General features: G+C 70.9%; 19 protein-coding genes. 7 read left to right on the top strand and 12 right to left on the bottom strand.

The window, feature by feature from the left end:
- Positions 1-4 precede the first annotated feature (4 nt).
- Together ACVTJA_RS07810 and ACVTJA_RS07805 are read right to left on the bottom strand one after the other, a co-directional pair.
- Positions 5-1,489 (bottom strand): MraY family glycosyltransferase, encoded by a 1,485-nt coding sequence (locus ACVTJA_RS07810; RefSeq protein WP_465835144.1) that lies wholly within the window; start codon positions 1,487-1,489, stop codon positions 5-7.
- A gap of 115 nt (positions 1,490-1,604) precedes the next feature.
- A complete protein-coding gene (locus tag ACVTJA_RS07805; RefSeq protein ID WP_465835142.1) occupies positions 1,605-2,750 on the bottom strand; it encodes a glycosyltransferase family 4 protein in 1,146 nt (381 codons plus the stop codon).
- A gap of 129 nt (positions 2,751-2,879) precedes the next feature.
- On the opposite strand from ACVTJA_RS07805, the gene ACVTJA_RS07800 reads away from it, so the two are divergent.
- The 3 genes from ACVTJA_RS07800 to ACVTJA_RS07790 are packed head-to-tail and all read left to right on the top strand — an operon-like array spanning position 2,880 to position 5,686.
- A complete protein-coding gene (locus ACVTJA_RS07800; protein ID WP_465835141.1) occupies positions 2,880-3,965 on the top strand; it encodes an acyltransferase family protein in 1,086 nt (361 codons plus the stop codon).
- 12 nt (positions 3,966-3,977) lie between these two features.
- Complete coding sequence (locus tag ACVTJA_RS07795) at positions 3,978-4,736, top strand: FkbM family methyltransferase (RefSeq protein ID WP_465835139.1); 759 nt, start codon at positions 3,978-3,980, stop codon at positions 4,734-4,736.
- Positions 4,733-5,686: a glycosyltransferase gene (locus tag ACVTJA_RS07790; RefSeq protein WP_465835137.1), complete on the top strand. Its 954-nt coding sequence runs from the start codon at positions 4,733-4,735 to the stop codon at positions 5,684-5,686. The genes ACVTJA_RS07795 and ACVTJA_RS07790 overlap by 4 nt, the downstream gene beginning before the upstream one ends.
- Before the next feature lie 9 nt (positions 5,687-5,695).
- Here ACVTJA_RS07790 and ACVTJA_RS07785 read toward each other — a convergent pair whose 3' ends face one another.
- The 4 genes from ACVTJA_RS07785 to ACVTJA_RS07770 all read right to left on the bottom strand — a co-directional run bounded on the left by ACVTJA_RS07785 (position 5,696) and on the right by ACVTJA_RS07770 (position 11,306).
- The gene (locus tag ACVTJA_RS07785) at positions 5,696-6,892 is read right to left on the bottom strand and encodes an acyltransferase family protein (RefSeq protein ID WP_465835135.1); all 1,197 of its coding nucleotides are present in this window, start codon (positions 6,890-6,892) and stop codon (positions 5,696-5,698) included.
- Between the two features lie 40 nt (positions 6,893-6,932).
- On the bottom strand, positions 6,933-8,876 hold the full coding sequence (locus tag ACVTJA_RS07780) for an LTA synthase family protein (protein WP_465835133.1): 1,944 nt from the start codon (positions 8,874-8,876) through the stop codon (positions 6,933-6,935).
- Between the two features lie 133 nt (positions 8,877-9,009).
- A complete protein-coding gene (locus ACVTJA_RS07775; RefSeq protein WP_465835131.1) occupies positions 9,010-10,110 on the bottom strand; it encodes an acyltransferase family protein in 1,101 nt (366 codons plus the stop codon).
- A gap of 170 nt (positions 10,111-10,280) precedes the next feature.
- Positions 10,281-11,306: an ROK family protein gene (locus ACVTJA_RS07770; protein ID WP_465835129.1), complete on the bottom strand. Its 1,026-nt coding sequence runs from the start codon at positions 11,304-11,306 to the stop codon at positions 10,281-10,283.
- A 218-nt stretch (positions 11,307-11,524) separates the two neighbouring features.
- Here ACVTJA_RS07770 and ACVTJA_RS07765 point away from each other — a divergent pair, with 218 nt between their 5' ends.
- Complete coding sequence (locus tag ACVTJA_RS07765) at positions 11,525-12,094, top strand: DUF2780 domain-containing protein (RefSeq protein WP_465835127.1); 570 nt, start codon at positions 11,525-11,527, stop codon at positions 12,092-12,094.
- Between the two features lie 12 nt (positions 12,095-12,106).
- Here ACVTJA_RS07765 and ACVTJA_RS07760 read toward each other — a convergent pair whose 3' ends face one another.
- The 3 genes from ACVTJA_RS07760 to ACVTJA_RS07750 are packed head-to-tail and all read right to left on the bottom strand — an operon-like array spanning position 12,107 to position 15,530.
- Positions 12,107-13,024 (bottom strand): glycosyltransferase family 2 protein, encoded by a 918-nt coding sequence (locus ACVTJA_RS07760; protein ID WP_465835125.1) that lies wholly within the window; start codon positions 13,022-13,024, stop codon positions 12,107-12,109.
- Positions 13,025-13,029: 5 nt separating this feature from the next.
- A complete protein-coding gene (locus tag ACVTJA_RS07755; protein ID WP_465835123.1) occupies positions 13,030-13,980 on the bottom strand; it encodes a glycosyltransferase family 2 protein in 951 nt (316 codons plus the stop codon).
- A gap of 20 nt (positions 13,981-14,000) precedes the next feature.
- Positions 14,001-15,530, bottom strand: a complete 1,530-nt coding sequence (locus ACVTJA_RS07750) for an oligosaccharide flippase family protein (protein WP_465835121.1) — start codon at positions 15,528-15,530, stop codon at positions 14,001-14,003.
- A gap of 227 nt (positions 15,531-15,757) precedes the next feature.
- On the opposite strand from ACVTJA_RS07750, the gene ACVTJA_RS07745 reads away from it, so the two are divergent.
- From ACVTJA_RS07745 to ACVTJA_RS07735, 3 genes are read left to right on the top strand one after another with little or no spacing between them, the layout of a single operon-like run.
- A complete protein-coding gene (locus tag ACVTJA_RS07745) occupies positions 15,758-16,426 on the top strand; it encodes a class I SAM-dependent methyltransferase (RefSeq protein WP_465840338.1) in 669 nt (222 codons plus the stop codon).
- A gap of 30 nt (positions 16,427-16,456) precedes the next feature.
- Positions 16,457-17,617 (top strand): glycosyltransferase family 4 protein, encoded by a 1,161-nt coding sequence (locus ACVTJA_RS07740; protein ID WP_465835119.1) that lies wholly within the window; start codon positions 16,457-16,459, stop codon positions 17,615-17,617.
- A 44-nt stretch (positions 17,618-17,661) separates the two neighbouring features.
- Entirely contained in the window at positions 17,662-18,786 is a 1,125-nt protein-coding gene (locus ACVTJA_RS07735; RefSeq protein ID WP_465840337.1) for a glycosyltransferase, read from the top strand.
- A 24-nt stretch (positions 18,787-18,810) separates the two neighbouring features.
- Here the strand turns inward: ACVTJA_RS07735 and ACVTJA_RS07730 are convergent, their stop codons facing one another.
- The 3 genes from ACVTJA_RS07730 to ACVTJA_RS07720 are packed head-to-tail and all read right to left on the bottom strand — an operon-like array spanning position 18,811 to position 23,791.
- A complete protein-coding gene (locus ACVTJA_RS07730) occupies positions 18,811-20,928 on the bottom strand; it encodes a hypothetical protein (RefSeq protein WP_465835117.1) in 2,118 nt (705 codons plus the stop codon).
- Between the two features lie 8 nt (positions 20,929-20,936).
- Positions 20,937-21,803 (bottom strand): hypothetical protein, encoded by an 867-nt coding sequence (locus ACVTJA_RS07725; RefSeq protein WP_465835115.1) that lies wholly within the window; start codon positions 21,801-21,803, stop codon positions 20,937-20,939.
- A gap of 20 nt (positions 21,804-21,823) precedes the next feature.
- Complete coding sequence (locus tag ACVTJA_RS07720; RefSeq protein WP_465835113.1) at positions 21,824-23,791, bottom strand: serine/threonine-protein kinase; 1,968 nt, start codon at positions 23,789-23,791, stop codon at positions 21,824-21,826.
- Between the last annotated feature and the right edge of the window lie 354 nt (positions 23,792-24,145).

The raw sequence follows: 24,145 nt of genomic DNA, 5'->3' as shown, positions 1-24,145 counted from the left end.
GCCGTCACCGCCGCAGCGCGATGACGCGCCCGGGCTCCGCCTCCACCGGCACGTGGAAGCGCGCGGCGCGCTCGGCCACCGCGTCCGCCACCACCTCCAGCGCCAGCTCCTCGTCGCGGTTGATGGCCGCCCGCCCGTCGCGCCACACCAGCAGCAGCGCCCCGAGCACCTCGTCATCGTCCTTCACGTCGATGCGCACCTCGAGCGGCACCTCCGAGCCCGCCGGGCGCTGCGTCTCGAAGACGACTCCGTCCATCTGCCCGCCGGACTCGTGCTGGAAGCGCAGCTCCTGCCGCGACACGTCCAGCGCCTCCGCCAGCGGCCGCAGCGCGTTCCACACGTCCTGCAGCGACGGCGCCGTGCGAACGGAGCGGGTGACGTCCTTCACCACCGTACGCAGCCGGATGTTGCGCTGCCGCACCTGCTGCACGTCCGCCGCGCGCTTCAAGTCCAGGTAGCCCAGCTTGCGCATCATCACGAAGATGACCAGGCCCATGCCACACAGCAGCATGGCGCTCTGCGCGCTGTTGGCGAAGCTCAGCCCCAGCGCCGTCAGCGTGAACAGGCCGCACAGCCCGTAGAGCACCAGCACCGTGGCGCGGTGGCTGAGCACCATGCGGCTCATCACCCGGTGGTGGATGTGCTCCTTGTCCGCGCTGAACAGCGGCCGGCCCAGCAGCGAGCGCCGCACCATGGCCAGCAGCGTGTCCATGATGGGCAGCCCCAGCGCCATCACCGGCACCAGCATGGCCACCGTCGTCCCGGTCTTCGTGCTCGTCTTGATGGCCACCGCCGCCAGCACGAAGCCCAGGAACATGCTCCCCGTGTCCCCCATGAAGATGGAGGCCGGGTTGAAGTTGAACACCAGGAACCCGAGGATGGCGCCCGCCAGCGCCGCCATCAGCAGGCACAGCAGGATGTCTCCGCGCGCCAGCGCGAGGATGAAGTTGGTGCTCACGCCGAAGAAGGCCACTCCGCCCGCGAGCCCATCCAGCCCGTCAATCAGGTTGAGCGCGTTCACCACGCCCACCATCCAGAACACCGTGAAGGGCAGGCTCAGCGCGCCCAGCGACAGCTCCGGGCCGAACGGGTTGGCGATGACGTCGATGCGGAAGCCCATCGCGTACAGGCCCAGCGCCACCGCGAACTGCACCGCGAACTTCAGCCGCGCGCCCGCACCCTTCAGGTCGTCGTACAGGCCCAGCGCCGCAATCACCGCGCCGCCGATGAAGAGCCCACCCACCAGCTCCTGCTGCGCGCGGAAGTTGTGCCCGACGCCCGAGTCCACCAGGAACAGCGCGCACAGCGGCGCGAAGAAGCCACCGACGATGCCAATGCCTCCCAACCGCGGGATGGGACGCACGTGAACCTTGCGACTGGAATTGGCCTGGTCCAGCCAGCCCCACGCCACGGCCCGGTTGCGCACCACGAGCGTCAGCACCAGGGCAACCATCAGGGAGACGAGGAACGCGACGAAGAAGGTAATCATTTCGGTTGAGCCATCTGGAACTGTGACGGCCCCTGGCCTGACGCGTCAATGCACGCGGATGTGTGTTGAGGAATGGACCCCGCGGCTGCTCAGTCAGCCACCAACCGTGCGAAATTCAAGGCTTTCTTCGGTTGCCGAGAAGCGCCTCATATAGCAAGAGAGTGCGAGCGGCGATGTCCCGCCAGGTGAGATTTCGCACCTCGTTCTGGGCCGCCTGACGGAGTGACTGCAATTGTTCACGGTCCTCGGCAAACCCACGCAGCGCACCCACCAGGCCCGACACGTCGCCGATAGGAATCAGCCAGCCTGTCTGCCCATTGCGCACCACCTGCGGCGCCACGCCCACCGGTGACGACACCGGCGCCAGCCCGCACGCCATGGCCTCCACCAGCGCCATGCCGAAGCCCTCCGAGTGGCTCGGGAAGAGCAGCACCTCCTCGGCCTCCAGCAGCTTCGGCAGCTCGGTGCGCGGATAGCGGGGCACCACCCGGAGCCGCTCGCGCACCTCGGCGGGGAAGGCGGCGAGCACCTCGTCCTCCTTCGCGCCCGTGCCGTACAGCGACAGCGAGAAGGGCACGCCCTGGGCGTGCAGCCGCGTGGCGACGGCGACCATCTCCGCGCTGCCCTTCAGCGGCAGCCAGCTTCCCACGCACGCCACGCGCAGCGGCGCGCCGGGCGCGGAGGGCCGGGGCGGCGGCAGCGACTGGAAGGGTGCGTCCAGTCCGTGCGGGATGACGCTCACGCGCTCCGCGGGCACGCCCAGGCGCTCGCGCGCGTACGCGGCGTCGAGCGTGTTGAGCAGCACCGCGTGATCCGCCAGCAGCAGCGACTGGCGCACCTCCCAGAGGCGGAAGCCGCCATGGTAGAGCGGGTACTTCCAGCTCAGCTTCAGGTGGCCCTCGCGCGCGGACGTGCGGATGCGCTCGGAGAACGTGTGCTCCAGGCCGTGGCTGCGCGTCACCAGCGCATGCCTCTCGCGAGCCCCCGGCCGGCCCAGGCGTGCCCAGGCCCACGCGTCGCCGGTGGTGATGTCCAGCACGTCGTACCGGTGGGCCTCGCGCTTGAGGTGCGCGGCCACCTTCCAGGGGAAGCGCACGCCGTGCGAGGTGCCGAACCACGGCGTACCGGGGAAGGCCTCATGGTAGCTGTAATAGTCCACCTCGCAGCCCAGCGCGGCCAGCGCCTGTCCCAGCGCGAGCGTCACGCCCGGGGCGCCGAGGTTCGCGTCCAGCGGATGGTGGATGCCGAGGAGGACTCGCATGAGCGCGTGCCTTGTAGGCCATCGCGCCGCGTAATGGCGACTCCTTCGTTCCCTTCATCCCTCCGGACGGCTGCCCCCCTGGTCGCTATTGACCTGACCGGCCCCCGGACGAGAATCGCGCCACACCCCATGCCCCCTGCCCACCCCACGCTGCAGGCGTGCCTCGACCGCCGCCGCAACAACCTCGACTTCCTGCGCTTCGTGGCGGCGTCGGGCGTCATCCTCAGTCACGCCTTCCCGCTGGGCGAGGGGCGCGGCACGGTGGAGCCGCTGGACGTCTTCTCGCGGGGACAGCTCTCGCTCGGCCGCCTGTGCGTGGCGGTGTTCCTGGTCATCAGCGGCGTGCTCATCACCCGGAGCTGGGAGCGCACGCCGGACCTGGCGCGCTTCACCTGGGCGCGCGTGCTGCGCATCTTCCCGGGCCTGGGCGTCATGCTGCTGCTCACCACGCTGGTGCTGGGCCCCGCCTTCACCCGCCTGCCGCTGCGCGACTACCTGCTGGCCGCGGACACGCACCTGTACTGGCTGCGCAACTTCACCCTCGCCTTCCCCCAGTGGGATTTGCCCGGCGTCTTCGAGTCCAACGCCTACTCGAATGCCGTCAACGGCTCGCTGTGGACGCTGAAGTACGAGGTGGGCTTCTACCTGCTGACGCTGGGCCTGGGGCTCACGGGCCTGCTGCGCAAGGGCATGGTGGTCTTCGGTTGGGTGGGCGCGGCGGTGGCGCCGTTCGTCACCGGGCGGCTCGGCTTCTGGCCGGAGCTCTACCTGTACTTCGGCGGCGGCGTGGCGCTGTACCTGTGGCGGGACAAGGTGCGGATGAGCCCGTGGCTCGCGCTGGCGTGCACGGCGGGCTGGCTCGTCACCACGTGGCTCGGCTACGGCCGCATCGGCACGGGGCTGTTCGGCGCGTACGTGGTGCTGTACCTCGCCTTCCTGCCGGCGGGCGCGCTGGCGGACTTCGGGCGCCGGGGAGACTTCTCGTACGGCGTCTATGTGTATGCCTTTCCCGTGCAGCAGGCCGTCACCGCGCTGCTGGGCGGGCGCACGGAGTGGTGGGTGAATGCGGCGGTTTCCTTTCCGGTGGTGGTGGCGCTGTCCGCGCTATCCTGGCACCTCGTGGAGAAGCCCGCGCTGACGCTCAAGGACCGGCCGCCCGCGCTGCTGCGGTGGCTGCGGCCCGGCGCGCGCAGCGCGATTCAAGGAAACGGATGATGGGGGGATTCCATGATGCGACTGAGAGACCGGCTGACGCCGCTGAGCCACCTGCACTACCTGGCCTGGCGGGCGCTGCCGCTGGGGCGGCGGTTGACGGTGCGCCTGCGCTCGGGTGAGCGCCTCATGCTGCGGCCGCTCCCGGCGACGGACCTGGACACGGCCTTCGAGCTCTTCGTCGCCGAGGTGTACCGCCCGCCCTTCCCCGTGGATGCGGAGCGCACGCGCCGAATCGTCGACGTGGGCGCCAACTGCGGCCACTCCCTCATCTTCTGGGGCCGCCAGTATCCCCGCGCGCACGTCATCGCCTTCGAGCCGCACCCCACGCACGTGGACATGCTGGAGCGCAACGTGGCGCTCAACGGGCTGGCCGGCCGGCTGACGCTGCACCGTGCGGCGGCGAGCGTGCGCGCCGGCGAGGCCGAGTTCCTCGACGCGGAGAACTGTTCCTCCATCGTGGACGCGCCCGCGGGTGCCCGCACCCTGCGCGTGCCGCTGGTCGACTTCTTCGATGCCGTGGGCACCGAGCCCATCGACCTCTTGAAGATGGACATCGAGGGCGGCGAGTACGCCCTGCTGAAGGACCCGCGCTTCGCGCAACTGAAAGTGAGCACACTGGTCATGGAGTGGCACCGCACCCCCGAACATCCCGACGGCAAGGACTGGTGCGAGCGCGCCCTCGCGGGGCTGGGCTACGAGGTCCGGGCTGGAATCTGGACCGGTGAAGAGAACGGGCTGCTCTGGGCCCGCCGTCAGGAGGCACGAGGATGAGCACGGCGGGAGTCACGCTCGTCATCCCCACGTACAACGGCGCGCGCCGCATCGAGGACCCGCTGCGGGCCCTGCTCGCGCAGGAGGCTCCGTCCGGGTCCTTCGAGGTCGTGGTGGTGGACAACAACTCGAAGGACGGCACGGCGCAGGCGGTGGAGTCGAGCCCCTCCACCGCGAGCCTGCGCCAGCGCGGCGTGGACGTGCGCGTGGTGCACGAGTCCCGCCAGGGGCTGCTCTTCGCCCGCCTCCGGGGCATCCACGAGGCACGCCGCGACATCGTGTGCTTCCTCGACGACGACAACGTCCCCGAGCCGAACTTCGTCACCGACGGGCTCGCGCTCTTCGACGACGCGAAGGTGGGTGTGGTCGTCTCGCGGCTCTTCCCGCGCTACGAGGTGCCACCTCCGCCCAGCATCGGCCGCCGCGAGCACCTGCTCGCCATCAACCACCGCATGGGCGACGCCGTCGTGGACTTCGGTGCGCAGCCCACGCTCGCGCCCACCATCGGCGCGGGACTCTGGCTGCGCCGCGCCGCCTTCCTGGAGTCCGTGCCCTGGCAGCACCCGGAGCAGCTCATGCCGGACCGGCTGGGCAACAAGCTCCTGAGCGGCGGCGACATCGAGTTCGGCTACCTCCTCGGCAAGGCCGGGTACGAGCGCCGCTACGGCCCCACGCTGAAGATGTGGCACATCATCCCGCGCTCGCGCTTCGAGACGCGCTACTTCCTGCGCCTCATCGTGGGCGTGGTGCGCAGCGAGCAGACGCTGGAGGCGCGCTACCTCGGCCGGCGCTTCCAGGGGCTCGCGCGGCTGAAGGCGTGCGCGCGGCTCGTGGGCGCGGGACTCGTCAGCCCGGCCCTCGCGCTGCGGGGAGACCCGGTGCGCGAGGTGCTCTTCGTGCTCGCGCGGCGGTGGGCCCAGGTGCAGGGGCCGTACACGCACCTGCGCTGAAGCCGGCGCTCAGGCCGTGTGCGCCACGGCCTTGGCTTCCGCGTCCGTGGTGTTGAAGCGGTCCTTGAAGCGCAGCAGGGGCTTCTCGAAGAAGCGCCACGACACGACGGTGAGCGCCAGCAGCACCACGTACTCGAACAGCAGCGCGAGCGCGGTGGCGACGAGGCTCGACGGGATGAAGCGGTAGAACAGCGGCCGCGTGTAGTGGGCGCCAGCGGGGATGACGAGCGCGTGGAACAGGTAGAGCCCGTAGCTCACCTGCCCCGCGAAGCGCAGCGGCCGCCACTGCAGCACGGCCTGGAGCACCCGCGCGCGCCCGGTGAGCGCCCATGCCAGCAGGCTGGCGAAGCCCACGGCCCACAGCGTGTACGTCCCCGCCACCATCAGCGCACGGACATGCGGGCCTCCCGCCCCCTCGAGCGCCGTCGCCATGTGGATGGACTGCCCGTAGCTGAAGAAGACGAAGGAGATTCCGAAGGCCACGAGCAGCAAGGGCACCGCGAGCCGCCGGCCCCACTGCTCCAGGCGCTCCGCCGTGAAGCGGCCGTCCACCACGCCCAGCGCCAGCAGTCCCCCGAGCGCCAGCCCGTCCAGGCGGAACAGGGTGAAGGTGTAGACCTGGATGGGAGCAACGCCTTCCAGAAGCGCGGCGAAGCGCGCCACGGGAGACAGCAGCACGCACGCCCACAGCAGCGCGCGGAGCTGCCCGCTCCTCAGGAAGAACACCAGCAGCGGCCACACCAGGTAGAACTGCTCCTCGATGGCCAGGGACCACGTCACGTTGAGCGGATAGGGGCCGAAGTCCGTCTGCCAGATGTTCTGGAGGTACAGCGCATACATCACCCACGGATACCGCTGGGTGTCGAAGGCCATGGCCGGCATCAGCCGTCCCATGAGGACGAAACAGAAGGCCACCATCAGGAAGTACAGCGGCCAGATGCGCAGCGCGCGCCGTGCGTAGAAGGTGCGGAAGTAGCCCCCGCGCTCGCGCGTCTGCAGGAGGATGCGCGTAATCAGGAAGCCGGAGAGGACGAAGAAGAGGTCCACTCCCGCCCAGCCCACCTGGAAGAACCTGCCCACCGACGCGGTGCGGAGCCCCGTCAGCGAGTGGTAGGTAATCACCAGCATCACCGCCACACCGCGCAGGCCGTCCAGCGCGGGCAGGTGCGCGGGCAGGCGCAGGGACTCCGAGGGTGCGGTCTTCATCGCGGGGCGGACCATAGCCGGGAAGCGCGAGGGTGGCCCATCAGGGCGCGTGGACCTTGGCCGTCGAGGGACCGGCCGGGCCGCTCGGGAGGGACGGCCCGGGCTTGCGCGCCGGAACCACGCTGAAGCGCTCGCCCGCCAGCCGGTCATAGGTGAGCAGGCGGTAGCGCCGCAGCCACTCGGCCGGCGAGCCCGGAGCGGGTGACGCGGCGTCGCGCTCCGGCTGCGGCACGTACGCGCCCGCGCCCGTCTTCAGCACGTCGCTGCGCACCACGGGGAGCGCGCGGGCCATCTCGTCGAGGTAGGCGAAGAAGCCGTGGGGCTTCATCCCCGCCGCTTCGAGGATGCGCGGCGCGAACAGGCTCATGCTCAGGTGCACGTCCCGCTTCGGCATGGCGAAGTTCGACCAGAGGACCAACGGCACCTCGGCCATGCGCTCGCGCTGGGCGTCCGTCCACGGCTCCTTGAGGTAGCCCGCCTCGCGGTAGAGCGAGTAGTTGGGGCCGAGCATCGGCAGGTGGTCGCCGAAGACGACGAGCAGCGTCTTGCGCGGGCGCGCCTCCAGCACGTGCACCAGCCGCTCCAGCGCGCGGTCCGTCTGGCGGAGCTTGTGCGCGTAGTTCGTCAGCAGCAGCTTGTTGTCGGGAGAGATGTCTCCCATGACACGCACCTGCTCCTCGCCGGTGAGCGGGAGGCTGTAGGGGCCGTGCGTGGACATGGTGATGGCCATGATGAACTGTGGCCGGCGCGCGTCGGAGAGCTGCTCCAGGATGTGGTCGACCAGCGCCTCGTCCGACACCCACGGCCCCTCCTGCTTCGCGTTGGCGAACGCGGAGAGCGACTGGAAGTCGTCGAAGCCGAGCAGCGGGTAGACGACATCGCGGCTCCAGTACCAGCCGTGGAACGGATGGATGGCGGAGGTGTGGTAGCCGGCGTCGCGGAACAGCGAGGGCAGCGCCTCCACGGGCTCGAGCACGTAGTGCTGATACGGGAAGGAGCCGTCGGGCACGAAGGTGGTCGACATGCCCGTCAGCAGCTCGAACTCCGCGTTGGCCGTGCCGCCGCCGAACGTGGGGCTGATGAGGCGACCCGAGCTGTGCGCGGCCATGAGGCCGCGCAGGAAGGGCAGCGGGTCCGCGCTCAGGCTCACCCCGAGCTGCGTCGGGTCCCACAGCGACTCGGCCATGTAGATGACGACGTCGACGGGCTCCGCGGGCGCACCCGCCGGAGGCTCCGCGTCACGGCCCAGGGCGGCGTGCACCGCTGCCGCCGAGTACGCACCGCCCGGGTCCAGGCGCAGCCCTTCCCAGTTCCAGAGCAGCATCAGCGGCAGCCCGTTGGCCTGGAAGTTGGAGCGCTGGTCCCACACCTGGTGCATGACGCCAAAGCGCATGAACGCCTTCGGCAGGAGCGGAAGGTGCGCGTAGAAGGTAATGGCCAGCAGGTACACCAGCGACGCCACCGCGAGGCCGCCGCGCGCGAGCCCGGGCAGCGGGAAGCGGGGCCGGCCGCGCCGCACGGCGCGCACCAGGGCCACGAGGACGGCCAGCACGAGGAGCCCCGCGAGGATGGCGACGAGCGCGCCGGCTCCGGGAAACAGCGTGGGCGCGAGCGACGTCACCTGTCGCCACTCCAGGAAGTCCCACGGCAGCAGCGGCCGGCCGATGAGCTCGAGCTTCCGGATGTGGACCGAGGACGTGAAGACGAGCCCCGCAATCACCAGCGCCAGCGAGACGCCGAGCCGGTTCGTCGCCGTCCAGAGCAGGCCCACCGCCGCGGTGATGACGCCGACGCTGATGAGCATCGACATCGGGTTCCGCTCATGGATGCCCTGGATGCCCGCGGAGGAGAAGGCCGCGATGGTCAGCTCCGACGCCGCCACGAGCCCCGCGGCCGCCAGGATGACGGCGATGCAGGGCCAGAAGACGGAGCGCGCCTTCTTCTTGAAGAAGATCGCGTCAGAGCTCTGTGAACGGCGTGTCAACGGCGGCGCCTCCAAGAAACTTTTGGGCGAAATCCGCCGCGAGACTACCTTGTGAGGTGCTCGGGCTCCACGAACTGAAGCGATGCGTGGAAGTGATTGCCCATCGCCTGAGTGCTGTCGTGGCGTCCGGCCGTCAGGGGCCGGCGAGCTTGTCCACCGGCGCGGGCGAAATCGAGCCCGCCTGGACGCGCGGGGCCGGACGTGACTCGAAGCGCGCCAGGAGCCGGTCCCTCCACTTGAGGCCGGGCTGCTCCACCGTGACGTACGTCACCCACGCCACGCCCAGCGTGGCGCCCAGGTAGACGAGCAGATCCACCGGCCACGCGCCGAGCGAGAGGCCCGTGCGCTCGATGACCCGCACCACGGAGCCGTGCCAGAGGTACGTGCCGTAGGAAAGCACCGCCACCTGGTAGATGCCCCAGCGCGGACCGGCCGGGAGCTGCATCGACTCGATGCCCATCAGCACGCCGCCGAAGCCCAGCGACAGGCCCGTGTAGACCCACAGGCCATTCACGCCCACCGGCAGCGCGCCACACACACCCATCGTGAGCACCAGCACCGCGGCACCCACCACGGCGCAGAGCGTGCGCCGCGAGGACGCCCACTGCTGCCAGACGGGCGCGGTCTTCGCCAGGAACACGCCCACCGCGAGCCCGTCCAGGTGGTGCAGCGTGGGCCAGCCGAGAAGCGCCGGGAGCTGACGCAGCGGAACGTCCGGAGGCAGCTCCCGCCACGTCATCCAGCGGGCGGTGAGGCTCACGGCCATCGGGAGCCACCACACCCACGCGGGCCACTGCCGCCCGCGCAGACCGAACGCGAGCAGCGGAAGCACCAGGTAGAAGTGCTCCTCCACGCAGAGGGACCAGCTCTGCACGAAGTCGCTCAGCGCGGTGTAGTTCTGGAGGAAGAAGACGAAGTGCCAGCCGCCGCCGTTGAAGGGCGTGCCGAACGTCCACGGCTTCAGCGCGTAGAACGCGAGCACGACGTAGTAGAGCGGCAGCGTGCGGCCCCAGCGCTTGAGCCAGAAGGTGCGCAGCTCCGCCAGCGTGCCCTGCGCCTCCTCCTGCCGGGCGAACACCTGCCGTCCCACGAGGTAGCCGGAGAGGACGAAGAACAGGTCCACGCCCATCCACCCGTGCGCGAAGGCCTTTCGCAGCGTGAAGGGAAGCGCGGCGAGGACGACGTCCGGCGCGTGGAAGAAGAGCACCGCGAGGATGGCGAGCGCCCTCAGCACGTCCAGGCCGTCCCTGCGCTGGGCAAGCGGCCGTGCTGTCGATGGAGACGAAGAGGACATGAAGAGGGCAGGCCCAGGTAACGGGTGGGCCATTGTCTTCCATGGCTTCTCGCGGTCAACAGCGACCAACCGGGCATCCGGATGGAGGCGCGATTGCGGGCTTCACGTCCTCACTTCATCGGAGGTTGGGAGAGGAGCGCCGCGCCGATGGCACCGGACAACTCGCCCAGCTCCGCCACCAGCACGGGCGGCTGCCGCTCGGGGACGAAGATGTGCGGGCGCATGGCGTCGTGGATGCGGCCGGCATACGCGGGGCCGAGCCGCGTGCCCAGTCCTCCACCGAGGATGATGGCCTCCACGTCCACCAGGTTGATGGCGGACGCCACGCCCGCGCCGAGCATCCGCACGGCCCTTTCGATGAGCCACGTGGCCAGCCGGTCCTCCTCCTGCAGCGCCTTGTCCCAGATGCTGCTCGTCAGGCGCGGGCGTCCCTTCTTGTGCATCAGGTCGAAGAGCATCGTCTTCTCGCCCCTACGCACTTCCTTGCGCGCCTTGCGCTCCATGGAGGCGCGGCCCGCGTAGGCCTCCATGCAGCCGCGCCGGCCACAGCCGCAGCGCGCGCCTCCGGGCTTCACCACCATGTGGCCAATCTCGCCCGCCGCGCCACGCCCGCGCCACGCCGTGCCGTCCAGCACGAGCCCTCCGCCCACGCCCGTGCCCCACCACACTCCCAGCACCGAGCGGAACGGCCGGCCAGCGCCCAGGCGGTACTCCGCCGCCACGGCCACCTGCACGTCATTGCCGAGCACCACCTGCCCGTCCACCAGGTCTCCCAGGTCGGCGGCCACGGGGTAGGGCTCTTCCCATCCCCGCCCCACGTTGCCGACGTGCGCCAGCGTGCCCTCGTTCGCGTTCACCGAGCCGGGCGCGCCCACGCCCACGCCGGCGAGCTGCTGCGGCGTCGTTCCCGCGGCCTGGGCCGCCTCCTTCAGCGCGCCGTAGACGGCCTGCACCACGTCTCTCGCGTCGCCATCACCCGGCGTCGGGTGCCGGGCCCGGCCGAGGACGGCGCCGGCCTCGTCGATGACCACGGCCTCTATCTTCGTTCCCCCGAGGTCGATGCCCCCCCAGGCCTTCGACGTGTCGTGCGACGGCTCCTTCGTCGCCTCGGTGCCCGCCGAGGTCGCCTCGTCCATGTCTCGCCTCCACGGGCTCACTGCCCTGGAGACGAAGATGCGCAGTGCCTCGTTGGCCGGCCGGAAACGCTCGGCGGGCAAGGGGGCAGCCGTCGAGACGGCCGCGCCCGCCTCGGAGGCCAGGGCCGGCGTGTCGGTGGACAACGCTTCCGCGACAGTCCTTGCATGGGCAGCGTCGATACCCGCTAGAAAGGCGCCTCACACGCAAGGAGACCGGGATGGACCTCATCGGACAGCTCTCGCAGCAGCTCGGGGTGAACGGGACGCAGGCTCAGGGATTGGCGGGCTCGTTGTTGAAGCTGGTGCAGGGCACGGTGCAGGAGAAGCTCGGCCCGGACGCGGCGAACCAGATGGGCAGCGCCATTCCAGAGATGGACTCGTGGCAGCAGGCCGCGAAGACCGCGGCGCCCGCACAGGAGCAGGGCGGTGGCGGGCTGATGGGCGCCCTCGGCGGGCTCATGGGCGGAAACGACGGTGGAGGCGGCGGTGGCGGCGGTGGCGGTATGGGCGCCATGCTGGGCGCGCTCGGTAGCGTGGCGGCGCAGACCGGTGAGGTGGCCGCCGTCGTCTCCCTGCTGGGCCGCTTCAACATCGACGCGAGCAAGGCGTCCCTCGTGGCGCCGCTGCTCCTCAACTTCCTCAAGTCGCGGCTGGACCCGGGGCTGGTGAGCAAGGTGCTCGCGGTGGTGCCCCTGCTGGCCGGCGCCGGTGGCGGCGGCAACACGCCGGGCGGTGGCGGTGGTGGGCTGGGCGGAATGCTCGGCGGATTGATGGGCGGAGGCCGCTGAGCGTCCGCGCCCTCAGCGCTTCCGCACGCGCTGGCGTACGGTGGTGGCCACCGCCCACGGCGGGAAGCCCAGCACGTAGCGCCAGCGCGGCGCGGACAGGTGGAAGGGCAGCCCGCGCCGGTACAACGCCAGCGCCAGGTCCGCGCGCTTCAGCGACAGCAGCCACTGCGACACGTGGCGCAGGTTGTAGAGCAGCATCTCCAGCCGCTCGCGCTTGCGAGCGGCGCCGCCCGGGTAGCGCCCCAGCCGCTCCTGCTCCAACTGGTACAGCGTGCCCTGGTAGCTCAGCTCCAGTGCCGCGGATGACGAGCCACCGTGCTGGCGGTAGCCCACCGTCACCGGCGCGCGCACCCACGCGAAGCCCGGCTCCGTGCCCAGCCGGTAGAGCAAATCGTAGTCCTCGCCGTTGATGCGCAGCGGGGTGAAGCCGCCCACCCGCCGCAGCGCCTCGGTGCGCACCGCCACGACGCACGCCGTGCGCGGCGTCCTGTCACCGGCGCTCGCCAGGTAGTCCGCGAAGCACACCACCCGCACGGGCTCGCACGTGACGGGGGCCAGCTCCTCGCGCTTCGCGAAGGACGCCGCCGTGCCCATCACCACCGAGGGCCCGCCCTGCTCCCTCAGCACGCGCCGGTACGTGGCCAGCGTCCACGGGAACCACAGGTCGTCACTGTCGAGGAAGACGACGTACTCGCCCCGCGCCTCCTGGATGCCCAGGTTGCGCGCCGCGCCCGGCCCGGCGTTGCGCTGCTGGAAGACGCGCACCCGCTCGCCGTACCGGGCCAGCGTCTCCAGCGTGTCGTCGGTGGACCCGTCGTCCACCACGAGCACCTCGTAGTCCGTCTCCTCCTGCGCCCACACGGACGCGAGCGTCTCCTCCAGGAGCCGTGCCCGGTTGTACGTGGGGATGACGATGGAGAAGAAGGGCATGCCCGTCACACCCGGGCGCGCAGGCCCATCCCGGAGATGCCCAGGAAGGTGGAGAGCTGCCGCCGGTAGTCGTTCAGATTCGTGCGCCCGCGCAGCAGCGTCTGCGTCAGCACCGCCGCGTTGTACGGCAGCGTGCCCACGAGAATCGCCCGCATCGCCACCTCGTGCAGCTTGCCGTGGTGCTTGCGGAAGTACGCCAATCGCGTGCGCCAAAGCTCGATGCGCACCTTGTCCGGCCCCGTCGCGGACGGGCGGAACGAGCGGCTCGACAGGTGCGTAATCACCGCCTCCGGGCAGAAAGCCACCTCCCAGCCCGCCTTCCACGCGCGCACGCACCAGTCGGTGTCCTCGGTGTTGCCCAGCGGGGACATCTGCTCGTCCAGCAGGCCCACCTCGGCCAGCGTCTCCTCGCGCACCACGATGCACGCGCCGAGCACCCAGTCGACGCGCGCCTCCTCGTGCCCGTACTGCGCCGGGTCGATTTCGATGCGCTTCAGGAAGTGCAGCGGGCGCGGCAGGAAGACGAGGTCGAAGAGCTGCCCGGCCAGCGACATGTTCCGGAAGGTGCAGTTCTGGATGGTGCCGTCCGCGTTGAGCAGCCGCGCGCCCGCCATGCCCACGCGCGGGTGCTCGTCCATGAAGCGCACCAGCGCGTCGAAGGCCCCTTCGTGGACGATGGTGTCGTCGTTGAAGATGCAGATGTAGCGGCCCCGCGCGGCGCGCAGCACCTGGTTGTGGTTGGCGGAGAAGCCCTTGCGCTCCTTGTTGAAGAGCCACTTCACCTGCGGGAAGTCGCGCCGCATGGCCTCCACGCCGCGCCCGTCGGTGGCGTTGTCGACAATCCACACCTCGAAGGTGATGTCGTGCGTCGTCGCGTACAGCGTGCGGAGGCAGTCGTGCAGCAGCTCCGGGTTGCTGTGGTTGACGATGGAGATGACCAGGTCGACCTTCTTCATCGAATCACTCACGTCCTTCATCACGAAGCCGGGCTCACCGGCGCGGCCCTCGCGGCCCGCCGTGCCCGGACGAATCCCAGGATGTCCTTCAGCTCGCCGAGGAGCGACAGCGTCCCCGGCAACCGCTCGCGCGCCAGCACCAGCACCGCGAACAGCCCCGCCCCCACCACCGCCCTCGCCAGCGTGCCGACGCCCGACGCCGCCAGCGGCAACGCCAGCGCCGCCGCGCACGCGCCCGCCAGGAGCAGCCCCACCGTCACGAAGGGCTCCACCACCTGCGACACCAGCCCGCGCATGGCCGGGTTGATGCGCCCCACCAGCCACGCCGTCACCGCCATCTCCACCAGGCTCACGCCCAGCCCCATGGGGCCCACGCCCGCCAGCCCGAAGCGCTGGATGGCCCAGGTGCCCACGCTCCACTTCGCCGCGCCCACGCCCACTACGACAACCAGTCGCTCCCACGGCCGCCCACCCGCGTTCTGCGCCGTGGCCAGCAGGCCCGTCAGCGTGGTGAGCACGCACTCCAGGCTGAACCACTGCACCAGCGCCACCGCCGGCACCCAGCGCTCGCCGAAGAACAGCGGCACCACGACGGGCAGGCCCAGCACCACGCAGGGGATGACGAGCAGCAGCGCCGCGGACAGCCGGCGCAGCGACGTGCGCAGGTACTCCGCGAAGCCGGCGGGGTCCTCCTGCAGGCGGCAGTAGGCCGGGAAGGCCACGCGGTTGAGCACCACGCTGAGCATCATCGGCGTGGAGGCCAGCGCCCAGGCCCAGTTCACCAGGCCCACCGCCTCCTTGCCGAGCACGCCGCCCACCACCAGCGGCACCCAGCCCGCCACCAGCGCCGCCACCAGCGGCGGGAGCTGGAACGCCAGGCCGAAGCTCAGGAGCCGCTTCAGCACATCCAACCGGAAGCGGCCGTGCGGACGCCACGGCGAGGCCCACCACACGAGCACCAGCCCCACCCCACCGCGCACGAGGCCGCCCAGCGCCAGCGCCCACGCGCCGAAGCCGAGCGCCGCCAGGGAGATGGTGGTGATGACCTGCGCCACGTTCTCCAGCAACTCCGCGCGGGCGATGACGGGGAACGCGAGCTGGCGCTCCAGCGCCATCAGCGGAATCACGCGCAGCGAGGAGAGGAACAGCCCCAGCGCCAGGGCCCACACCATGGGCACCGCGCCGGCACCCAGCGCATAGCCCTCGGTGAGCCGGGACGCGAGCGCGCAGACGGTGGCGACGATGACGGCGGTGAGCGCCTGGTGGCACCAGAAGATGGTGAAGGTCTCGTCGCGGGTGGGCTCGTGCGGCTGGCGCACCAGCGCGGCGCTCAGGCCGAGGTCCCCGAGGAACACCCCCAGCGACGCCGCATAGGAGACGATGCCGAACAGGCCATAGTCCGAGGGGAAGAGGAGCCGGGACAGGAAGAGCGCGCTCACCACGCGCAGCCCCTGTGAGGCCACGGTGCGGGCGGCCAGCACGAACATGCCCTTCAGGGCACGTGCCTTCACCTCTCCAGCGCTGACTTCGGGTACCGCTGTCACAGTCATGGTCCTGGACTGCCCGCGCCGGCATCCTCCGGGACGCGCGGCACGAGCAGGGGGCGAAATGCTACCGGTGGGGCTCCGGGCCCACAAGCAACGCGAGCGTGCTGGTGGCTCGGCTGCTCCGCACGGGGACGCGACGCTGGCCCGGCGTGCGGGCGGGCATGGACGCCTGTCCGGATGCTCTCGCGCTTGTTGCGAGGGTGGAGCCCCGAGGCTACGGTCCGCGCCGCATGCTCCCTGGCGGCAATCTCTTCCAGTTCCTGAAGCGCGAGGTGCTCGTCGGCGAGCACGAGGTCCTCCACCGTACGTTGAAGGAGGCCCTGGTGGGCACGTGTGACAGCGTGCTCGACATCGGCTGTGGCTCCCGCTCACCGCTGCACAGCTTCTCCAAGCTGATTCCGCGCACGGTGGGCATCGACGGCCACGCGGCCAGCATCGAGCGCAGCCGCGCCGTGGGCATCCACAGCGAGTACCACCAGATGGAGCTCATGGACGCGGGCCGCCGCTTCGGGCCCAAGAGCTTCGACGCCGTCGTCGCGCTCGACGTCATCGAGCACTTCGAGAAGCCGGACGGCTTCAAGCTGCTGGAGATGATGGAGTCCCTGGCGCGCAAGCGCGTCATCATCTTCACGCCCAACGGCTTCCTCCCGCAGGACGAGTGGGACCAGAACGTGCACCAGGTGCACCGCTCGGGCTGGGAGGTCTACGACTTCGAGCTGCGCGGCTACCGCGTCACGGGCATGAGCGGGTGGAAGCCGCTGCGCGGGGACTACGCGCTGCCTCGCATCCGTCCGTTCCGGATTGGCAGCCGCCTGTCCATCCTCACCGAGCCCTTCGCCACGCGCTTCCCGAAGCACGCCTTCCAGTTGCTCGCCATCCGCGACATGGAGGCGTCCTAGCTCCGGCCCGGTGGCTGGAGCCGTGGCCCCATGTCCCCTGCTCCCACCGCACCCGCGTGGCACGTCCTCACCGGCGAGTACCCGCCCCAGCCCGGCGGCGTCAGTGACTACACGCGCCAGGTGGCCACGGCGCTCGTGCGCGCCGGGCAGCAGGTGCATGTCTGGGCGCCGGGTGATTCGGACACGCGCGTGGAGGACGGCGTCACGGTGCACCGCGTGCCCGGCCTCTTCACGCCCGTGGGGCTGGCGAAGCTGACGCGCGGGTTGGATGCGTGCCCGGGGCCGCGCCGGTTGCTGCTCCAGTACGTGCCGCATGCGTTCGGCATGAAGGCGATGAACGTGCCGTTCTGCGCGTGGTTCGCCGCGCGCGGAGAGGACGAGCGCTGGGTGTTCTTCCACGAGGTGGTGTACCCGTGGAGCCCTCGCGCGCCGCTGCGGCACCAGGTGCTCGCGGGCACCACGCGGGTGATGCTGCGGCTGGTGGCCGGCGCGGCGGACCGCGTGTTCGTGTCCATTCCCACCTGGGCGGAGCACCTGCCCTCGCGCGTGCGCCGGGGCGCGGAGTGGAGGCCTGTGCCCAGCACGCTGCCTCCGGAGGTCTCCACCGAAGCGGTGGCGGCGGTGCGGTCAGCGCTGGGGAGCGGGCCCTGGCTGGGGCACTTCGGCACCTATGGCTCGCACACGACCGGGTTGCTGGAGGCCGTGCTGGTGCCGCTGCTGCGTGCGCATTCGGAGCGGAAGGCGTTGCTCCTGGGCCGGGGCAGCCGCGCGTTTGGTGAGGCCTTGAGCGCTCGGCACCCGGAGCTGGCGGGACGGTGGGTGACTCGGGATTCGCTCGCGCCGGAGGACGTGGCGGCGCACCTGGCAGCGTGTGACGTGCTGGTGCAGCCCTATCCGGATGGCGTGAGCGCGCGGCGCACCACCACCATGGCGGGGCTGGCACTGGGACTGCCGCTCGTCACCAACACGGGGCACCTCACGGAGCCGATGTGGCGCGAGCTGCGCGCGGTGGAGCTGGTGGAAGGCGTCGAGCCGGAGCCGCTGGTGGCCGCAGCGGAGCGGCTGTTGTCCGACGTGGAGGCACGCACTGCGCTGGGTGAGCACGCGGCCCAGGTGTATCGCGAGCGCTTCGCGCTGGAGCGCACGGTGGAGGCGCTGCTGCGGCCAGGCATGGGAGGAACGTCCCCGTGAGCCGCAATGCTCCGTCCGCTTCGCCTCCCCGGCTCGCGTTGCTGATGGACCCGCGCGAGGAGGGCTGGCCCAGCATGGACCTGGTGGGCGAGGCGCTTCTGGAAGGGCTCTCCGCGCACCCGACCGAGGTCTCCGCCGTCAGCGTGCGCCCGACGATGCCCTCCGTGGTGCGCAGGCTGCCGCGCCTCGGTGCTCGCAACGCGGCCTTCAACGCGGACCGGCTCCTCACGCGCTTCGGGCTGTACCCCGGCCGCACGCTGCTCGCGCGGAACCGTTACGACGCCTTCCATGTGGTGGACCACACGTACGCGCAGCTCGTGCATGCGCTGCCGGCCGAGCGCACCGGGGTCTTCTGCCACGACCTGGACGCGTTCCGCTCCGTGCTGGAGCCCGAGCGCGAGCCTCGTCCGGCCTGGTTCCGGCTCATGGCCCGCGCACAACTCGCGGGGCTGGAGCGTGCGGCGCTCGTGTTCCACAGCACCCAGGCGGTGCGCTCGGAGTTGCTCGCGCGCGGGGTGGTGGACGAGTCGAAGCTCGTCTGGGCTCCCTACGGTGTGTCTCCGGAGTACCGCCCCGAGCCCGTGCCGGGAGACCGAAGCGCGGAGCTGCTCACGTCCCTCGGTGGCCGGCCCTACCTGCTGCATGTCGGGAGCGCGATTCCCCGCAAGCGGCTGGACGTGCTCTTCGCCGTCTTCGCCGCGCTCCGCGCGCGCCATCCGGAATTGCAGTTGGTGCAACAGGGCGGCGCATTGAATGCCACGCAGCGCGCGCAGGTGGAGGCACTCGGTATCGGCGATGAGCTGCTCCAGCCTCCGCGACAGGAGCGGCCTACGCTCGCGGGGCTCTACCGGCATGCGCAGGCCGTGCTCGTCACGAGCGAGGCGGAGGGCTTCGGCCTGCCCGTCATCGAGGCCCTCGCGTGCGGTGCGCCCGTGGTGGCCAGCGACCTGCCCGTGCTGCGGGAGGTAGGAGCGGACACGTGCGCCTATTGCCCCGTGGGCGATGTGCCCGCGTGGGTGGACACGGTGGACGCTCTCCTCTCCGGACGCTCCCCTGCCCCGCCTCGTGAAGCGCGCCTGGCCCGGGCCGCGCGCTTCACCTGGGCCGCGCACGCGCGCACCGTGCTGGACGCGTACCTGCGATTGCTGAGCAGCGGCGCTCGCGGTTGAGCCGGCCGCCCACTGCTCGAAACCTCAGCGCTCCGAACCAGGACGCGCCCGCTCACGGCGCATCGCGAACAGAGTGGCCATCACGCCCAGCACGGTGAGCGCCAGCGAGCCCGAGCCTCCACCCGACGCGCAGGACCACCCCAGCGGAGAGCGGACGTCCCCTTCATCCCCGTCGGCGGTACCTCCATCGACGGTGCCGCCATCCGTGCCACCGTCGGACGTCCCACCATCCGACGTGCCACCATCCACAGTCCCCGCGTCGGAGCCCGCATCCGTTCCCGCGTCCGGCCTCGGCGTCGCCAGGAACGAACCCGACCATGCGAGCGTGGACAGGCCCACGGCGTTGGTCGCGCGCACGGTGACGTAGAAGGGCCCTTCGCTGTCCGGCTCGAACAGGGGCAGCGTGACGGTGGTGTCCCGGCCCACGTACTCGAAGCGCCGCACACGGTCCGTGCCTGGGAAGACGTCGATGCCCCACTCGTAGGTGAGCGGCGTCTCCTGGTCGCTGAAGCCACTCCACGTCGCCGTGAGCCGTCCCTCCGGAGTGATTTGCGCGCTCACCGTGCCCGAGTTGGGCCGCGTGGAATCCACCACCCCGTTGAAGAGGAAGCCGTCCGTGCCGCCGTTGGACGTCCGGTCCACTCCCGTATCCGCGATGAGCCAGTCGGGCGCGTTGGAGTAGCCACCCAAAACAATCCGGCCCTCACGGCCCGCGGCGAGGCCCTGCACCCACTCGTCGCTCGTGGCGAGCCCGCCCACGTAGGACGTCCAGATGACGCCCTCCACCGCCGAGTCCACCATGGCGATGAACCCGTCCGTGTTGTTGTTCGCGTTGCCGGTGAAGGCCGCGTCGAAGGCGTGGAGAGCGAAGCCCGACGACGACGTCGTCCTGCCACCGACGTAGACGTTGCCCTGGGGGTCCATGGCCACCTGGCCCTCGGTCCGCTCATTCCCATTGCTCACGTCGCCCACGCGAAGGCCGCTGCCAATCGGGAAGCCGTCCGGGCTCAGCTTGAGCACGTAGACGTCGGTGCCGGTGCCGGGCACGGGAGCGCTCGACGAATCCGTGTTGCCCACCACGGCCACGCCACCATCCGGCCGCGCCAGCACGCCCCGCACGTCGTCGTCCCCGCTGCCGCCCACGTACCGCAGCCACGAGACACCCGCGTCCGCCTCCAGCCGCGCGACGAAGCCATCATTCGCGCCCTCGCCGAAGCTGTTGCGGACGATGGTGGTGGAGTCACCGGAGAAGGTCGCCCCCATGATGCCGCCCACGTACACGACATCCCCCTGGGCCGACACCGAGCAGGCGATGTCGTTCTCGCTGCTCTTGAGGATGCGGGTCCACCGGACCACCGGGTCTCCCGGCGCGGAGACGTCCACCTGCGAGACGAACGCCTCGAAGGCGCGGAGGCGCTCGTTGCTCTGCGCGTTGTTCGGAGGAAAGGGAATGGGCGTGTCATCGGACCTGCCGCCCGAGACGCCATCGTCCCGCCCCGTCTTGCCGACGACGTACACGAGGTTCGTCCCCGGCGGCCCGAGGACGATGTCGCGGGCCTCGTCGTCGAGCGTGCTGCCCAGGTACATGAACCATTCCAGCGTGCCGTCCGGATTCACCTGCGCGAGGAATCCGTCCACCCGCCCCTGGAAGCTGTACTTCATGGAGAGCGGCGCCTGCGTGCCCGGGGCGATGTTGATGATGGACGAGCGCGTCGTGCCCACGACGTACGCCACGCCACCGGGCGTCACCACCACGCGCGTGCCGACGTCGTCCTCGGAGCCGCCGAAGACGCGGGCCCACCGCAGCGTCTGGCCATCCGCCGAGTAGCGGGCCACGAAGGCGTCCTTCTTGCTCGCGGAAGGGGTGGGCAGTCCCGAGCCGCCCGGGAAGGTGCTGGAATTCGTCCAGCCCGTCACCACCACGTCGCCGTCGAGCGCGAGCGCCACGGCTTCAATCTGGTCATCCCGGTTCGACTCGACGCCGCCGTCCGACAGCGTGCCGCCGCCCAGGTACGTGTTCCAGGTGATGGTGGGCTGCCAGGCCTGCGCGGTGGCTCGAGCCGGCACGAGCAGGCAGAGCGCAAGCGAAGTGGAGACGGCGGCCACGAGGGCGCCACGGAGGAAGCGCGGGTGCACGGACATCCCTTCCTTCACGGTGACAACACATCAAAGCCGAGGCCCGCGGACACCGTCAGCGCGAACGTGCGGTAGTTCTCGACGTCAGACACGGAGAAGTACTCGGCGCCCACATCCAGCAGCATGGTGAGGCGCGAGCCGAGCACGCCACGCAAGCCCACCACCGGCCCGCCGCCGTACGCGGACAGCCCGGGGATGGCCGTGGCTCGAAGCGCCACGTGCGGCCGGAAAGCATCATTGCCCGCCACCACGAGCCCCACCTGCACGCCCACGCCCACCTCGTCGCCCAGCAGCGCGCGCGCCCCCACCTCCAGCGTGCCGCCGCTGTACGTCAGCCCGCCGCCCACGCCCACCGACTTGCCCACAGGGTCCATGAAGCCGAACACCTCGGGGAGCAGCAGCGTGCGGGACTTCGCGGCGAGCCCCTCGGACACCTCGGGCACCTCGGACGTCTCGGCCACCTCGGGTGCCTCGCGAGGCTTCACTTCTGGCGGTGGTGGCAACTCCAGGCGCGGCTTCGGCTCCGGTGGGGGCGGCGGCATGCGCTCGGCGAGGACGCGCTTGCGGGCCTCGGCGGCGAGCACCACGAACTCGGGCGGGAAGAGGGCGGGGTCCACCGTCTGGTCCGGGTGGCTGCGCGCAAGCTCCACCAACTGGGCCCACGTCGCCGCCGTCTCTTCGAGCTCGTACAGGGACGCCGCGAGGTACAGGCGCGCGGTGCCGCGCTGACTCTCGCTCAGCTTCGGGCCGCGCAGGTCCGACTCCAGCGAGCGGCGGGCCTTGGCGTACTCGCCCCGCTCGTACAGCGCGACACCTCGGGACTGCGCCAGGGCCGCCAACGGCAGCAGCCACACGACGCACAACAAGACGCTCGGCCTCATCAGGTTCTCGGTGCGGGGATTCAGGGGATGGCCTCGAGCTCCACGTGGTGCTCGGTCCGCTCACCCGCCAGGATGGTGATGGGGGTGCTGTACGGCCGGGTGAACTGGTTGCCGCGCACCTCGAGACGGTGGAGCCCCGCGGGCAGCTCGAGCTGGTACTTGCGTCCGTGGCTCTCGCCGTCCACGACGATGTCCTTCACGTAGCCCTTCACCTTGAGCGTCAGCGTGCCCGTGGTGGCAACGGAAGCGCGGGGCTCCTCGGTGCGCTCGACATCCGTGCGCGCGCCGGGGATGCGACCGTCGCGAGACGCGCCCACCGTACGCGCCGGCCTGCGCGTGGGACGGCTGCCCTCACCGTAGGACGTGGAAGGCGGCTGCGTGCCCTTCGCCAGGACGGTGGCGGCCAGCGTGGGCTTCTGCGCGCTGCTCGGGGAGTCGTCGGTGGCGCCTTCGGTGTCCGGCCGTGCGTCGTTGGCGAGGGCCTCGGTGTGCGAATCGCGCGGAGCTTCGGGCGTCGCGGTGGGCGCACTGGCCGGTGTCCGCTCGCGCAGCGGCATCTTCTCGCTCACCGCTCCCGCGCTGAGCGGCCGGATGGGCGGCGTGGACGCGGGCGTCTCGCGGGACATCCAGACGCCTCCCACCACGAGCAGGCCCAGCGTCAGGGCCCCCCCCACGCCAGCCACCACCGCGCGCGAGCGGCCCGAGCGCAGGGGCGTCAGGTCCATCTCCGTCGGCTGCACGGCCCGAGCATCCAGGGACGTGGGAGCCATGGGGGCCGGCGTGGCACGCCGGGGCATGGCCTCGAGGTCCGAGCTCGTAGGGGGCACGGAGACCGGCGTGGCGCGCCGGGGCGCCGGAGGACCGGTGCGGCGGCCCGGCTGCTGCCCGAAGCGCTCGGTGCGCCTGCGCGGAGGCAGCGGCACGGCCTCCTGGGAAAGGGTGGACGGCGGGCCCGCCTGGAGCGGCGCGGAGAGCTGCGTGGCGTCGCGGGTCAGCTTCTGGAGGATGACCTTCAGCTCGCGGCGCACGACTTCGGCGGACGCGGGGCGCTCCTCCGGCGTCTTGGCCAGCAGCCGCATCACCAGCGACTCCAGCTCCGGGTGCAGCTCCACGTACTGCGACGGCGATGGCGGCGGCGTGCGCACGTGGTGCACGGCGATGGCCATGGGCGACGACCCCTCGAAGGGCAGCCGCCGCGTGAGCATCTCGAAGGCGATGACGCCCACCGCGTACAGGTCCGTGTACGGCCCCACCTGCTGGCCACAGGCCTGCTCCGGCGCCATGTACTCGGGCGTGCCCACCATCATGCTGGCGCGCGTCTGCGGCGTGGTGGCGTTGGGTGCCTCGGCGCGCTTGGCGAGGCCGAAGTCGAGCACCTTCACGTACTCGTTGCCGGTGCTGTCGCGCACCACGAAGACGTTGCCCGGCTTGAGGTCGCGGTGGATGACACCCGCCGCGTGCGCCGCCGCCAGCGCGCCCAGCAAGTCATCCAGCACCGTGACGACCTCGACCTCCAGCATGGGCGAGCGCTGGCCGATGATTTCGTCCAGCGGCGCGCCGTCGAGGTACTCCATCACCAGGTACTGCCCCACGCCGGGGATGCTGCCGAAGCCGAAGATGTCGATGATGCCGCGGTGCCGGATGGCCGCCGCCGCGCGCGCCTCGGAGGCGAGGTCCCTCGCGCGTCCGCCCTCCGCGAAGTCCGGGCGCAGAATCTTGATGGCCACCTTGCGGCCGATGACCGGGTGCTCGCCCTCGTAGACGATGCCCATGCCGCCCGAGCCGATGCGGCGCTTCACCACGTAGTCGCCGAGCTGCTTGCCCACCAGCACGTCGCGCGCGACGGACTTCTCCCACGCCCCGTCCTCTTCCTTCTCCGTGAAGGCAGCGGGAGCGCCCACGACGAGCGGGCGCGCGGCGACGGGAGCGGAGTCCGGCATGCGCCGGGCGGTGACTTCGTCCTCGTAGTCGTAGGAAATCGGGGCCACGGGCTCGGACGTATCCCGGGGGCAGCGCGTGACACCCGCGGGGTGGGCAGACCCGCAGCGGGGACACTTTTGGTGTTGGCTCATCGATTCACTCATCATCGCCCGTCCACGTGCGTGCATGCCATCCAGGCCTGAAGGGTCTCACCAGACCCCTTCCCCCTCTGTCCGAGCACACACGCCTGCGAGTGCAACGACATGTCGCGCCCGAAGTCGCACGGATTTCGCCGGAAGGAAGCCAGACGCTCCTCCGAGCTGAAACGAAATTCATGTTTCACATGTCTCACGGGGCTGTTTCACGGGGGAGTCGGCCGAGCGAGCGGCTTCGTGAAGCCTTGGATGGAACTGGTGTGATGC

Source organism: Pyxidicoccus sp. M6 (assembly GCF_055568925.1).
This window is presented reverse-complemented; position numbering and strand designations above follow the sequence as displayed.

Bases quoted from the DNA above. Each gene is read 5' to 3' on its own strand.
- ACVTJA_RS07810 (WP_465835144.1), bottom strand. From the start codon at position 1,489: ATGATTACCTTCTTCGTCGCGTTCCTCGTCTCCCTGATGGTTGCCCTG.
- ACVTJA_RS07745 (WP_465840338.1), top strand. From the start codon at position 15,758: ATGCTCCCTGGCGGCAATCTCTTCCAGTTCCTGAAGCGCGAGGTGCTC.
- ACVTJA_RS07805 (WP_465835142.1), bottom strand. From the start codon at position 2,750: ATGCGAGTCCTCCTCGGCATCCACCATCCGCTGGACGCGAACCTCGGC.
- ACVTJA_RS07755 (WP_465835123.1), bottom strand. From the start codon at position 13,980: ATGAAGAAGGTCGACCTGGTCATCTCCATCGTCAACCACAGCAACCCG.
- ACVTJA_RS07765 (WP_465835127.1), top strand. From the start codon at position 11,525: ATGGACCTCATCGGACAGCTCTCGCAGCAGCTCGGGGTGAACGGGACG.
- ACVTJA_RS07790 (WP_465835137.1), top strand. From the start codon at position 4,733: ATGAGCACGGCGGGAGTCACGCTCGTCATCCCCACGTACAACGGCGCG.
- ACVTJA_RS07740 (WP_465835119.1), top strand. From the start codon at position 16,457: ATGTCCCCTGCTCCCACCGCACCCGCGTGGCACGTCCTCACCGGCGAG.
- ACVTJA_RS07795 (WP_465835139.1), top strand. From the start codon at position 3,978: ATGATGCGACTGAGAGACCGGCTGACGCCGCTGAGCCACCTGCACTAC.
- ACVTJA_RS07735 (WP_465840337.1), top strand. From the start codon at position 17,662: ATGGACCCGCGCGAGGAGGGCTGGCCCAGCATGGACCTGGTGGGCGAG.
- ACVTJA_RS07725 (WP_465835115.1), bottom strand. From the start codon at position 21,803: ATGAGGCCGAGCGTCTTGTTGTGCGTCGTGTGGCTGCTGCCGTTGGCG.
- ACVTJA_RS07770 (WP_465835129.1), bottom strand. From the start codon at position 11,306: ATGGACGAGGCGACCTCGGCGGGCACCGAGGCGACGAAGGAGCCGTCG.
- ACVTJA_RS07760 (WP_465835125.1), bottom strand. From the start codon at position 13,024: ATGCCCTTCTTCTCCATCGTCATCCCCACGTACAACCGGGCACGGCTC.
- ACVTJA_RS07750 (WP_465835121.1), bottom strand. From the start codon at position 15,530: ATGACTGTGACAGCGGTACCCGAAGTCAGCGCTGGAGAGGTGAAGGCA.
- ACVTJA_RS07785 (WP_465835135.1), bottom strand. From the start codon at position 6,892: ATGAAGACCGCACCCTCGGAGTCCCTGCGCCTGCCCGCGCACCTGCCC.
- ACVTJA_RS07730 (WP_465835117.1), bottom strand. From the start codon at position 20,928: ATGTCCGTGCACCCGCGCTTCCTCCGTGGCGCCCTCGTGGCCGCCGTC.
- ACVTJA_RS07800 (WP_465835141.1), top strand. From the start codon at position 2,880: ATGCCCCCTGCCCACCCCACGCTGCAGGCGTGCCTCGACCGCCGCCGC.